Below are 13,958 nucleotides of genomic sequence, written 5' to 3' on the forward strand. Positions count from 1 at the left end.
ATATGATGCTAGGTCATACGCTTTTGACCCTAACTTTATATTTTTCTATCAGATGTTCTGCCTGGCTGGTCTTTCCAAGAATACCATATATATTGGAAAATGTGATCGCACCAATCTGAAGCTCACCTGCTGCCCGGTAATTCAAATACTGCTCCATTCGCTCCATTATCTGCCCCATAATCCTTTCTCGCTCAGAAACTGTGCATCTGTCCAATGCATCATCTGTTGTCATACAATCCAGGAATTCACAGGTCTTTTCCCTCGAAACTCCTGCTTTTAACGCTGCCGCTGCAAGAATCTCCATCCGACAGTCCGCCCATCTTGAATGGGTATTCATAATCCCTCCGGCAACTTTAATGAGTTTTCCGATATGCCCTACCAGCAGAATACCTTTACTTCCCTGATCAATTGCCATATCTATAGTCTGTCCAATATAATTACTGCATTTAACCACTTCCTGCTCTTCAATCCCATAGGCTTGTCTCAGAAAATCCAGGCCATAATTCCCCGGTGCCGCAATCAGATATTCTTTTCCTGCCGCTATTTTCACTCTTATATCCAGGCAAATAGTATCCAACAATGCCTGCTCACTCATCGGTTCTACCAATCCGCTGGTTCCCAGAATCGACAGACCACCCTCAATTCCCAGTCTCGGATTAAAAGTCTTTGCTGCAAGACGTTTTCCTTCCGGTATGGATATCTCAACATATATGCCCCCAAGATAACCAACCTCCTCACAGGCATCCTCCACTTCTTGCAAGATCATCTTACGCGGAACGCGATTGATCGCCGCATTCCCAACTGGTTGATCCAGACCTGGTTTCGTAACTCTCCCGATTCCCTGACCTCCATCAAGAATGTACTGTCCTGTATTTGTTTTTTCCACTTTACTGTACACCATGATTCCGTTCGTGATATCAGGATCATCTCCACTATCTTTTTGGACTGCACAAGATATGCTCTGTATCTCCTTTTGATTCTCATCCCGGTATTCTATCCTGATATCATGAATCTTCAACTGAAGTTTCTTTCCCTTGGGAAGTTCCACTTCTACCTGATCTATCTGCTCTTTTGCAAATAGCATCTTCAGCGCGGCTTTCGTCGCCGCCTGTGCGCACGTTCCCGTAGTATAACCCCAGGCAAGTTTTTTCTGTGCCATTCTTTCTCTCCTGTCACATCTTTTTCTACATTCATGAATATATCTTTTTCATATGAAAGAAAAAGGAGGTGACGCCTTGCGACAATCCCTCCATACAATCAGAACTTTTCCATTCTTATGTATCATCCTGCCCTCACCGTAAGACTTTACTCTGATTACTGGCAGGTATCCTGACTTAAAACTAAAACCTAATCCCCGCCCTTCCCGTTGTCATTCTCACAACAGTGGTCCGCAGGTTTCGTCATTTCTTACAGTAGAGTGAGCTGCTGCGGATTCGCACCGCATTCCCTTTTCATCCACAAAGTGAAACCAGTCTCAATATCTATATTCTATCGGTTTATGTCAGGCATGTCAAATTCTTTTCTGCTTCCTGTTTCTATTCCCTTTTTATTCATATAAAAAACTTATATATTCATAGATTTCAGCAAAATTTATGATACATTTCCCTTCAAAAATCCTCACTGGAACTTTGTCATCAAATCCATAGATTACTGGAAATTCATCATGTTCAAAGTCATATACTAATACTTTTTTCTGTACCGGATCTACAATCCAGTATTCTCTGACTCCTGCACTGGCATATTTTTCACACTTTATAATCATATCTTTCTTTCTTCCTGATTCAGAGAGAATTTCCACAATGAAATCCGGTGCCCCATAAGTACAATGCTTAATTAATTTCCTCCGATCACACACTACAAACACGTCTGGCTGAACCATCGTCTTATCATCACAGTCGAGCTGAACATCTGCCGGCGCAACAAACGGAATACACTGCCCACCTTCTTTTTTTATATAATCTTTGATTGGCTGCCATATCTCTGTACATAATAATTGATGCAAATTCGACGGTGCCGCCATATCATAGATGACTCCATTCATTAACTCCACACGTCTTTCTTTCGGCAATGCATAATAATCTTGCACAGTGTATTCCCCCGGTCTTTTCACCGAATAATCCCTTACAGATTCAGCCATCTTGTTATCTTCTTTTTTCAGCACTTTCTCTAAAGCCAACAATGTATCATATCGTGGTGAGGCAGTTACACCCGCAAAAATTTTCTGCACTGTGCCAAGAGGAACACCCGATAGTTCTGAAATCATTTCGTTCGTATAACCTAAGAGTTTCTTTCTCTCTTTCATTTCCTGTACTGTCATTTTGGTTCCTCTCTTTCATTTGTTTTCATAATTATATCTTTTATCACTCCATATGTCAATCATATTATTTCCATTTAATTTCCATATTTTTACCGTATCTCGCTCTCTCGTGCCTGAATCTCGCCACAGGCAATCATTTCTCCAGAAGCACCAGATGGCTGTGTATGAAAATCATCCGGCAACGCATGGATAATTACCGTTTTTCCAATGACATCCTCAGGATAAAACCGATCTGTATATACACACATCCACGCAATCCCATTATTACTTAGCAGAGGCGGCAAATCCCCTGCATGCTCAGGATGCTGTGATTTTACTGACTGGTAATGCCCATCAACATTTGCAAAGGGCTCCTGATCTGCTCCAGAACAGCTGCCACCTTCATGAATATGAAATCCATGAAACTGTTGACTGCTTTTTCCATTGATATCTGTAATCCCATAAATAGATGCAACCAGCACCGTTCCTCCAAACGTATCATAAAAATCCACTCTACCTCTGAGATGTGGATACTTTGCACTTCCTGCTATCTTCGCAGAAGCAGTTGGATGATTCTCCATAATCTTCATCTTACCATCACACTCCTTGTGGCATTCTATGCAAATACCTTCAGGAATATGTAAAAAGGATGGGGCGGGGGAAAAAATTCATTTTCCTCGCCCCATCCTTTCATGCGTTAACAGATCAACATAGCATCTCCAAACGAAAAAAAGCGATATTTTTCTCTGACAGCCTCTTCATATGCCGACAGCACATGTTCTCTTCCAGCCAAAGCCGACACCAGCATGATGAGTGTAGACTCTGGAAGATGAAAATTCGTAATCAGACAATCCAAAACCTTAAATTTATATCCTGGATAAATGAAGATTTCTGTCCATCCACTGCATGCTTTCAAATGTCCCGTCTCATCTGCGGCAGACTCAATAGTCCTGCAGCTGGTTGTCCCTACACAGATAACTCTGTTTCCGGAATCCTTTGCCATATTAATCTTGGCCGCTGCATCTTCATCAATCTGAAAAAATTCGGAATGCATATGGTGTTCCGTAATCTCATCTACTTTAACCGGTCGAAATGTTCCAAGGCCTACGTGAAGTGTTACTCTGGCTATATCAATTCCCTTTTCTTCAATGGCTTTCAGAAGTTCCGGTGTGAAATGGAGTCCTGCCGTTGGTGCAGCCGCAGACCCTGTATGAGTAGCGTATACTGTCTGGTAACGGTTTTTATCCTCCAGTTGATGAGTAATGTACGGCGGAAGAGGCATCTGTCCCAACTGATCTAAGATTTCCTCAAAGATTCCATCATAGGTAAATTGTATCAAACGATTCCCTTCTTCTACCACATCAATGACTTCACCAATTAAAAGCCCCTCTCCAAAGCTGATCTTCGTTCCTATTTTTGCCTTTTTCCCCGGCTTTACCAGAGTCTCCCAGACATTATTTTCTTTTCTTTTTAATAATAATATTTCTATCTTGGCATCAGTTCCTACTTTTGAACCAATTAATCTAGCCGGAATTACTTTCGTATCATTAATAACCAGACAATCTCCCTCATGTAGATAATCAATAATTTCTTTAAATACATGGTGGGAAACAGCTCCAGACTCCTTGTCAAGTACAAGAAGTCTGGAGCTGGAACGATCCTCCAATGGATCCTGAGCAATTAATTCTTCCGGCAATTCATAATAAAAATCTTGACGTTTCATAATATGAATCCCTTCTTTATATATTATTGTGCATGTCCCTGATGAATCTGCTCATCCACGGACTTCTGAACCGATGGATCCTGAGGCGGCATTGCCCCTGGACCTTGCGGCGGCATCGGCGCCGGACCTTGTGGTGGCATTGGTGCCGGACCTTGCGGTGGCATTGGTGCCGGACCTTGTGGCGGCACTTGCCACCCCTGCGGGACTTGATATACTGGATATACTTTTACTTTCTTAGCATAGATAACTCTCGTGTCACAAAGCATATCATGCAATCCTCGTTTTTCACGGTCGACGCCTGCCATAATATATCCAATCCCGACAGACAAACCACACAGGAACCTCCCGACCGTCTCCCGGTAAATCACATCGATCAGATTCAGTTTCTGGCTCCCATCTTCGTTGACAACCCTCAGATTCATTGCTTTTTTTCCAAGAGTCGTCCCGGTATAATAGGTAAACAGAACGAAATACGTCACTTGAAGCACATAAAGAATAATATCTTTCCAAGTATAATGGAACAATATATTTCTTCCAGAAAGTGCACCGCCAGCTACTACCGATAATAGGATTCTCACGAGCAAAAGTCCCACAAACACTACCGAACGGTCAATACAATAAGCTGCTGCTCGTACCCAAAAACCGGCGAACTCCATTGAAGGTCTATTGTAATTGTTCTGCATAGTACATCGGCACCCCGCTTTCCATATCTGCTGCGGTCTCTGTCAATATCTGAGCTTCTGATTTTGGAACCAAGTCTTTGACTTCTGCCAACAGTGAAGACAGTGTATTTTTTGAGCTTTCCAATTCATAGAATTCATCAACATTTAATTCTTCACTCATTGCTTCCTTCATATCATCGTAAAGACTGATCTCATCAATCAACCCATTTTCCAGTGCTTGATTTGCCGTATAGGTACGTCCGTCTGCAAGCTGTTTCACTTCCTCCTCGGACATACCACGTCCATCTGCTACTATCCCAACAAATTTTGAATAATATTCATCCACTTGACTCTGATAAATTGCTATCTGCTCATCAGTCATCTTGGAACTATCCTTATTGGCACCGCTGGTAATACTTACATAGCGAATTCCTAATTTTTCATATAACCCACTCATATCATACCCTGCCATGATCACGCCAATAGAGCCTGTTGTTGTATTTGGATTTGCATATATCTTATCTGCTGACATAGACACCATATATCCGCCAGAAGCTGCATAATGTGCCATATAATCCCAGACAGGACATCCGGTGGTCTCCTTGTATTCTTTTAACTTCAGATAGAGCTCTTCTGATTCATATACGGTACCACCAGGTGAATCCACATACAGCAAGATGCCCTGATTATTCGAATCATCCATCAAATTATCAATATACTCCAACGTTGTTGTGTGTTGATAACCTGAAGATGTCTCAAAATAATTGCTCTCTGTCTGTTCTTGAATCGTTCCTTCTACTCTGACGATTGCAATATAGTTTTTCCCAGGCGGTTGGAAATCGTAGCCTCCCGTCATAAGATGCTCAGCACTTTCTTCCAGCATTCTCTGTGAAAATGAATCTGTCAACGCATTTGTCAATACACTGGCCACTCCTATCGCAACAAACAGGATAGCTGCTATAATCAGACCACCAATCTGCTTTTTCTTCATGCTTTTACTCTCCATATTTTATTTACGAAGCTCGATTCCCATGCCTTCCAACGCTTTCAGAATTCTATCCATGGACTCTGAAACTTCTGAATCTTCGAGTGTCTTATCTTTCGCACGGAACACGATAGAATATGCTACTGATTTGTATCCTTCCTTAATCTGTGCTCCTTCATAAAGATCGAACAGTGCATAGCTTTCCAGATATACTCCGCCCTTTTTCTCAATGACTTCTTCAACCTGGCCTACCAGGATGTCTTTCGGCATAACCATACTGATATCACGTGTCACAGCAGGGAATCTCGCAATTCCTGTGTACTTTCTGTCAAATGATGCTCTCTCAACGATTTCAGGCATATCAATCACTGCAACGTATGCTCTTGTACCGATACCATATGCATCTGCAACATCTGGATGCAATTCTCCCAGATAACCAACAACCTTGCCATCATAAATAATATTTGCCTGACGACCCGGATGAAGATATGGTTTTCCTGCATTTGGATCATATGTTTCTTTCTTATGCAGACCAACCTTTTCAAAGAACTCTTCAACTACACCTTTCATACTGAAGAAATCTCCATCTCCATACATTCCAAGTGTAAACTGCATTCTTTCTTCCGGAAGTTCTGTGAGCGGAAGAGCCTTCGGGATGTATACATTACCTAATTCATACAGTCTGACATTCTTATTTCTTCTATTATAATTAGTTGCCAATGATGTCAGCATTCCATTCAAAGAAGTCGTACGCATGATACTATAGTCTTCTCCAAGAGGATTCATAATCTCAACCGTCTGACGAAGCGGTGAGTCTGCAGGTATCATTAATTTATCAAATACCTTTGGACTTTCAAATGAATAAGTCATTCCCTGGCTAAATCCACAGAACTCAGCAATATCACGAGCAACTTCTTCTACACGCAGCTTGAATGACAATTTACCAGTTGTAGCTTCACCTTTCGGAAGTGTAGTTGGAATATTATCATATCCGTAGAATCTTGCCACTTCTTCTGCCAAGTCAGCCATGCGGAATAAGTCATGACGGAAAGTAGGCGCAATTACTTCGTTTGTCTCTTCATCATATTCAAGATCTATCTTTTTGAAGTATCCAATCATCTCTTCCTTTGAAATGTTGGTTCCAAGCAGACTATTGATTTCATCCTGATCAAAAGGAACTCTTACCGGCTCTTTTTTCTTACCATAGACATCAACCATTCCACCTACCACTTCACCAGCTCCTAATTCTTCTACCAGCTGGCATGCACGGTCGATAGCAGCCTGTGCATTATTTGGATCAAGACCTTTTTCAAACTTACCAGAAGCATCGGTACGAAGTCCGATCTTCTTACTAGATTTACGGATATTTGTTCCATCGAAACAAGCAGCTTCAAAAAGCATTGTCTGTACATCATCTGTAATCATGGAATTTTCTCCACCCATGATACCTGCAATACCGATGGATTTCTCTCCATCGCAGATCATCAGTACAGATTCGTCCATCTCTCTTTCCTGCCCATCCAGAGTTGTAAACTTTTCTCCTTTTGCAGCTTTGCGCACAATAATCTCACGGTCAGCGATTGTATCCAAATCATAGGCATGCATCGGCTGTCCATATTCTTCCATGACATAGTTTGTGATATCAACCAGATTATTGATTGGACGAATGCCTACAGAAGCCAGACGTCTCTGCATCCACTTTGGAGACGGTCCGATCTTAATATTCTTCACAACTCTTGCACAATATCTTGGGCAGAGATCACTGTCTTTTACAGTTACTTTGATATAGTCGTTAACATCCTCAGCATTTCCAGTCTTAGTTACTACCGGAGGTTGAAATTTCTTTCCGAAAGTAGCGGCAGCTTCTCTTGCAATACCTACAACACTAAAGCAATCTACACGATTAGAAGTAATCTCATACTCAAATACCACATCATTCAGTCCCAATGCTTCAATTGCGCTGGCTCCTACCTCTGCATCCTCTGGGAAGATATAGATTCCTTCTTCCGGTGCCTCTGGATACATGTCACGATTAGAGCCAAGTTCTTCAATAGAGCACATCATGCCGCAGCTCTCTACTCCACGAAGCTTACCCTTCTTAATCTTTATTCCACCTGCAACACGACTTCCCGGCTCATGTCCTCCAGCAACACGTCCCCCGTCCAGTACGACAGGAACCTTGTCCCCTTCATTCACATTATGTGCACCAGTGACAATCTGAACAGACTCACTTCCTACATTCACCTGACAGATAATCAGCTTATCTGCGTCCGGGTGCTTCTCAATCTTGTCAATCTGTCCAATCACAATCTTGTCCAGATCCGCATCCAGCACCTCATATCCTTCCACCTTCGTTCCAGACAACGTCATTGCGTCTGTATATTCCTGAGCAGTAACATCCAAGTCAGGAACATATGCTTTTATCCATGATAATGATGTATTCATTTTTTCTCCTTTCTGGGGACGTAGTATTCTTTCACTTTACTACGTCCCTTTTTGCATTTTATGGTGTACCCAAATGCATTTTGCCCTGTACCTTTTTAGAATTGTTTTAAAAATCTAATGTCGTTTTCGTATAATAATCTCATGTCATCGATTTCGTATTTAAGCAATGCGATACGTTCCAAGCCTACACCAAATGCAAAGCCGGTGTATTCGTTTGGATCGATTCCGCACATTTCCAATACGTGTGGATGTACCATTCCGCAGCCAAGGATTTCAATCCAGCCAGATCCTTTACAGAAACGGCATCCTTTTCCTCCGCATTTGAAGCATGTCACATCTACTTCAGCACTTGGCTCAGTGAACGGGAAATGATGTGGACGGAATTTGGTCTTTGTCTCTGGTCCAAATAATTCTTTGGCAAATACTTCCAGTGTTCCTTTCAGATCAGAGAAGGAGATGTTTTTGTCGATGACAAGTCCCTCGATCTGATGGAAAGATGGTGAATGTGTCGCATCTACTTCGTCAGAACGGAATACACGTCCTGGCGCGATCATACGAATCGGAAGTTTGCCCTGTTCCATTACACGCGCCTGTACTGGTGATGTCTGGGTACGCAGTACGATATCTTTATTAATATAGAAAGTATCTTGTTCATCTTTTGCCGGATGTCCATCCGGGATATTTAATTTTGCAAAATTATACAGATCGTATTCTACTTCCGGTCCTTCCACTACTTCATATCCCATGCCAACGAAGATTCTTTCAACTTCTTCCAGTGCAATCGTATTCGGATGACGATGTCCGACCATGTTTTTCTTAGATGGGAGTGTAACATCAATAACTTCCTGTTTCATCTTCTCCTCACGGATAGCCCTCTCCATCTTTACTTTGCTCTCTTCCAGAACAGATTCGATAGCCGCTCTTGTCTCATTGACAAGCTGTCCCACCTTCGGTCTGTCCTCTGGCGCAACATCCTTCATTCCCTTTAATACTGCGGTAAGTTCTCCCTTCTTACCCAGGAATCTTACACGCACATCATTCAATTTTTCTGGCATATCGGCAGCTTCAATTGCCTTCAATGCTTCTTCTTTGATGTTCTGTAATTTTTCTTTCATCACTTTTCTTCCTTTCTGATTTACCAACTCTTTCGAGCATAAAAAAAACTCATCCCAAAAGGGACGAGTTATCACCCGTGGTACCACCCTGATTCCCGCATCATCAATATACGGGCACTTCATTACTGCGTAACGTGCATCTACGTCATTTTCTACTATGATTTCAAAAATGCAGCTCACGTGGGAAATTCAAGCATCATCTGAACCCAAAGGGACTTCCAGCCAACGATCCCCTCTCTCTATCGGAAAATGATTCTCTACTGACACGGTCATTGCTTTTACCTATTAATACTTAATTATTGTATCATAAGAAACTATAATGTCAAGAAATTATTTCTCATTTCTCTCAAATATCTTCCCGTTCAATAACACATTCAACTCACCGCCCAGCAGAATGCAATACATACAAAAATACATCCACAACATAATCAGTACAATCGTCGTAAGGCTTCCATACATACTGGAAAATCCCTTGAACACATCCAGATATACAGAAAAAATCCAGGAAATTATCATCCATCCTACCGCAGAGAACATTGCTCCAGGAAGCTGATAACGGAACTTGTCCCTTCTGTTTGGCAGGAATTTATAAATCATCAGTGAAAATGCAACCAAAACAATTGGCGTAATGATGATTCGCGTCTCTAACAGTTTCTCAGCCACTCCAAGCATAATTGGTATATGCTCCGCTATAAATAGATTCAGGGTATTACCAAATACAGATAACACAAGCAAAAATATAATAACGATAATGAACATAACCGTATAAATGGTTGCCCGAATACGCAAAAATACATAATTACGGGTCTCATTACATTTATACACACAATTCAACCCCGATGTCATAGCCAATACACCTTTTCCTGCCGACCACAAAGCAACTACTATAGTAATCGGGATGACTCCAGTAGACTGATTATACACCTGATTCACAATAGAAGTAATCAAAGAATCAACCGATGACGGAAACACCTGAATAACAGCAGTCATAACATCCGCTTTCGTTACCGGCGTATATTGCACCATCGTAAGCAACAGTAATATAATCGGAATCATACACAGCATAAAAAAATAAGATGTCTGTGCTGCATATGCTCCCACATGATCTGCCGAAATTCCAGCAGTAATATTCGTAATATTTTGATAGAGTTGTTTTATTTTCTTCATGGCAATCTCCAATATATTTGTTCTATATTTTACCCGATTTTTACATATTTGTCTATCAAAACATATCTCCTTTGCTACGATCAAAGCATCTATTCAACTGTAATCCCTTGAAAAAAAAGCGTCAGTATATCCATATAATTCTTCCCTTTTTTAGCCATCTCATTCGCACCGTTCTGGCTCATTCCTATTCCGTGTCCGTACCCGCCACCTTTGATGAAAAATATATCCCCCTCTCTTTGAATTGTAAAGAACGCACTCGGGAGCAAGGATGAACTTGCTACATTTGTTCCATCTTGTTTCCGAATCTCATATCCACTACCTCCCAATGCTCTTCTTATCTTATTCTCAGTCTCCACTGTCAGTTGACCTTTCTCTCCAACCGCACAGATTTGAAGTGCGACACCTCCTGGTCCTTCTTTGGTTACCTCTAGACTTTGCAGAACTCCGATATCTTTTCCGGTATTAATCCCAATAAGATTCGACAAAGTCTCTACCGGTATGTCCGCCTCCCAACGATACCACGGAAGCCCTTGCTCATAATCACCTTCTGAGTCTTTTACTTCTACCGACTGAAGATAGGCATTCTGTTCATTACATTCTGTTCCCCAGGCTTCCAGATTTGTTGTCTTCCCACAAGAAGTGGAATAATAATACGTTGTGACTATCTGACCCTGATATCGAACCACCTGCCCTTTTGTCTCCTCTACCGCCTGGTTTGTCGTATTCTGAGGCAAAGAATTCCCATACACCTGATAATCCGTACTATCATTGACATGAGCCTCATATTCTGGATACGCATAATCCTGCATTTGCTGATAAGCATAACTCCGAGCGCACACAGCCTGTGCTTTCAATGCTTCTAATTCATATGAAGCAGGCATCTCACTGGGTACTACTTTACATAAATACGTCTCTACAGGCAGTTCATTAATAACTATCACACCTTCTGCCGTTGTCCGAAGCTCTAATATTCCAGCATAAGACGGCGTTCCACACCCTCTTTCTATACTCTGTAATGTAATCTCTCCTCCATCTCTGGCATAGATTCGGACATTTCCGCTCTGAAACCTCGGATCATCCGGGGCGAATATAACCGACTGCATTCCTTCCGTTTCTTCTGTCTCTTCACCATATGTAATTACCAGTCCGTTAACAGCTGATATCTCCACTGTCGGATGGGCAACTTCGGCATACCCGTCGGTCATAATCAAGACCCGAATATTCGGATTACTTATTTCCATCTGAGCTTCTGGATTCTTCTGCAGTTCTTTTTCTTTCCTATATTCTTTTTTCTCAAAATTTTGAAATGAAGAAAACAATCCTCCCACGACAAACAGGCTGATTACAAGCATCAACAAATACCGGAGATATCTATACTTTCTATATCTATTATTTCTATATCTATTATTTTTTTTCAATCTGTACGTATCCTCTTGTCCAATACTTTTTTCTCAATGTATGCTTTTTTCTCTTTAAATATAACCAAAAAGACAGCCGCATACACGACTGTCTTCTATCTTTTGTATGGCCCCAAAATGCCGGTTTCTGTATTTTGACTCCTAGCCACAGCTAGGTGGGTGTCCGCATCCGCTTTTTTGTCTTCCCCTGCACAATTCGGAGGCCTGACATATTACGGAGATATAAGAGTCCCGTTTAAAGTTTTGTAGGTTCAAAATTACAGAAGTTATCGAACATCCCAGGTTTCTACTGAGGATATTATACCCCATTTATATAGATTTTACAACCTATAAAACTGTTTTTTATAACTGTGGTCCTGCAGAAACTAATGCTTTACCTGCTTCATTTCCTTCATATTTTGCAAAGTTCTTTACGAATCTCTCAGCAAGATCCTTAGCCTTAGCTTCCCATTCAGCTACTTCTGCGTAAGTATCACGAGGATCAAGAATTGCAGAATCTACACCTGGAAGTTCTGTTGGAACTTCGAAATTAAAGTATGGGATCTTCTTAGTAGGAGCATTCAGGATATCTCCATTTAAGATTGCATCAATGATACCACGGGTATCTTTAATAGAGATACGCTTTCCAGTTCCATTCCATCCAGTATTAACAAGATATGCTTTTGCACCGCTCTTTTCCATTCTCTTAACCAGTTCTTCTGCATATTTTGTTGGATGCAGTTCCAGGAATGCCTGTCCAAAACATGCGGAAAACGTTGGTGTAGGCTCTGTGATTCCACGCTCTGTACCAGCAAGTTTTGCTGTAAATCCAGATAAGAAATAGTACTGTGTCTGCTCTGGTGTCAGTACAGATACCGGAGGAAGTACTCCAAATGCATCTGCAGACAGGAAGATTACATTCTGTGCAGCTGGTGCAGCAGATACAGGACGAACAATCTTCTCAATATGATTGATCGGATAAGATACACGTGTATTCTCAGTTACACTCTTATCAGCAAAATCAATCTTTCCTTCTTCATCCAGTGTTACGTTCTCAAGAAGCGCATCCCTCTTGATTGCATTATAAATATCTGGTTCAGATTCTTTATCCAGATTGATAACTTTCGCATAGCATCCACCTTCGAAGTTAAATACACCATTATCATCCCATCCATGTTCGTCATCACCAATCAGAAGACGTTTTGGATCTGTTGACAAAGTTGTCTTACCTGTTCCAGATAATCCGAAGAAGATTGCTGTATTTTCACCATTCATATCTGTATTGGCAGAACAGTGCATGGAAGCAATTCCCTTCAATGGCAGATAGTAGTTCATCATAGAGAACATACCTTTTTTCATCTCTCCACCGTACCATGTATTGATAATTACCTGTTCACGGCTTGTGATATTGAATACAACTGCTGTCTCTGAATTCAGTCCTAACTCTTTATAATTTTCAACTTTTGCTTTAGAAGCATTATAAACAACAAAGTCTGGCTCAAAACTCTCAAGTTCCTCCGCTGTAGGCATAATAAACATGTTCTCAACAAAATGAGCCTGCCATGCAACTTCCATGATGAAACGGATTGCCATACGTGTATCCTTATTGGCTCCGCAAAAAGCATCTACCACATAAAGCTTCTTATCACAAAGTTCTTTCACTGCAATATCCTTTACAGCAGCCCATGTCTCTTCAGAAGCCGGATGGTTATCATTCTTGTACTCATCAGAAGTCCACCATACAGTATCTTTGGAATTTTCATCCATTACAATGAATTTATCTTTTGGAGAACGTCCGGTATATACACCTGTCATTACGTTTACTGCACCAAGTTCACTAACCTGACCCTTTTCAAAACCTTCCAATTCCGGCTTTGTCTCTTCCTCAAACAATAAATCATAAGAAGGATTGTGTACAATTTCTGTAGTTCCTGAAATGCCGTACTTACTTAAATCGATATTCGCCATCTTTGTTTTACCTCTTTTCTTTCCTTAATCATAACCGCCGTAACACTTTCTGCCTTTGCATATTTCTGCCTTTTACAGCGGCATTTGTCTTATTATTACATTTTTTTCATAAAAAGTCAATACTTTAACAATCCTTTCGCGAAAGTTAATATTTTTTATTATTCATTTATTTTTCACCAACCGCATAATCACGTCTATGT

11 protein-coding genes, 1 other RNA gene, 1 riboswitch and 1 other annotated feature are annotated in these 13,958 nt (G+C 41.1%); all 12 genes read right to left on the reverse strand.

Annotated features, from left to right (window positions below):
* Positions 1-13 precede the first annotated feature (13 nt).
* The 12 genes from cbiD to pckA all read right to left on the reverse strand — a co-directional run bounded on the left by cbiD (position 14) and on the right by pckA (position 13,758).
* Positions 14-1,159: a cobalt-precorrin-5B (C(1))-methyltransferase CbiD gene (gene cbiD, locus JQM81_RS01750; RefSeq protein WP_235231796.1), complete on the reverse strand. Its 1,146-nt coding sequence runs from the start codon at positions 1,157-1,159 to the stop codon at positions 14-16.
* Positions 1,160-1,301: 142 nt separating this feature from the next.
* Positions 1,302-1,488: riboswitch (cobalamin riboswitch) on the reverse strand.
* Between the two features lie 58 nt (positions 1,489-1,546).
* Positions 1,547-2,317 carry a Uma2 family endonuclease gene (locus JQM81_RS01755; protein WP_235231797.1) on the reverse strand — a complete coding sequence of 257 codons (771 nt, stop codon included), beginning with the start codon at positions 2,315-2,317 and terminating at the stop codon, positions 1,547-1,549.
* 89 nt (positions 2,318-2,406) lie between these two features.
* On the reverse strand, positions 2,407-2,886 hold the full coding sequence (locus JQM81_RS01760; protein ID WP_235231798.1) for a superoxide dismutase family protein: 480 nt from the start codon (positions 2,884-2,886) through the stop codon (positions 2,407-2,409).
* 107 nt (positions 2,887-2,993) lie between these two features.
* Positions 2,994-4,019: a tRNA preQ1(34) S-adenosylmethionine ribosyltransferase-isomerase QueA gene (queA, locus tag JQM81_RS01765; protein ID WP_235231800.1), complete on the reverse strand. Its 1,026-nt coding sequence runs from the start codon at positions 4,017-4,019 to the stop codon at positions 2,994-2,996.
* Between the two features lie 23 nt (positions 4,020-4,042).
* Positions 4,043-4,702, reverse strand: coding sequence for an RDD family protein (locus JQM81_RS01770; RefSeq protein ID WP_235231802.1), 660 nt, complete (start codon positions 4,700-4,702; stop codon positions 4,043-4,045).
* Positions 4,683-5,672, reverse strand: coding sequence for a signal peptide peptidase SppA (sppA, locus tag JQM81_RS01775; protein ID WP_235231804.1), 990 nt, complete (start codon positions 5,670-5,672; stop codon positions 4,683-4,685). The genes JQM81_RS01770 and sppA overlap by 20 nt, the downstream gene beginning before the upstream one ends.
* 18 nt (positions 5,673-5,690) lie before the next feature.
* The gene (gene pheT / locus JQM81_RS01780; protein ID WP_235231806.1) at positions 5,691-8,111 is read right to left on the reverse strand and encodes a phenylalanine--tRNA ligase subunit beta; all 2,421 of its coding nucleotides are present in this window, start codon (positions 8,109-8,111) and stop codon (positions 5,691-5,693) included.
* Positions 8,112-8,206: 95 nt separating this feature from the next.
* Positions 8,207-9,226 carry a phenylalanine--tRNA ligase subunit alpha gene (gene pheS / locus JQM81_RS01785; protein ID WP_235231808.1) on the reverse strand — a complete coding sequence of 340 codons (1,020 nt, stop codon included), beginning with the start codon at positions 9,224-9,226 and terminating at the stop codon, positions 8,207-8,209.
* Between the two features lie 56 nt (positions 9,227-9,282).
* Positions 9,283-9,508, reverse strand: a binding site (T-box leader).
* A gap of 48 nt (positions 9,509-9,556) precedes the next feature.
* Complete coding sequence (locus tag JQM81_RS01790) at positions 9,557-10,393, reverse strand: YihY/virulence factor BrkB family protein (RefSeq protein ID WP_235231809.1); 837 nt, start codon at positions 10,391-10,393, stop codon at positions 9,557-9,559.
* A gap of 89 nt (positions 10,394-10,482) precedes the next feature.
* Positions 10,483-11,745 carry a SpoIID/LytB domain-containing protein gene (locus JQM81_RS01795; RefSeq protein WP_235231813.1) on the reverse strand — a complete coding sequence of 421 codons (1,263 nt, stop codon included), beginning with the start codon at positions 11,743-11,745 and terminating at the stop codon, positions 10,483-10,485.
* A 171-nt stretch (positions 11,746-11,916) separates the two neighbouring features.
* Positions 11,917-12,099, reverse strand: a non-coding RNA gene (gene ssrS, locus JQM81_RS01800) — 6S RNA.
* 54 nt (positions 12,100-12,153) lie between these two features.
* The gene (gene pckA, locus JQM81_RS01805; protein ID WP_235231811.1) at positions 12,154-13,758 is read right to left on the reverse strand and encodes a phosphoenolpyruvate carboxykinase (ATP); all 1,605 of its coding nucleotides are present in this window, start codon (positions 13,756-13,758) and stop codon (positions 12,154-12,156) included.
* Between the last annotated feature and the right edge of the window lie 200 nt (positions 13,759-13,958).

Source organism: Faecalicatena contorta (assembly GCF_021531895.1).
In the GTDB taxonomy this organism is placed as follows: Bacteria; Bacillota; Clostridia; order Lachnospirales; family Lachnospiraceae; genus JAFBIX01.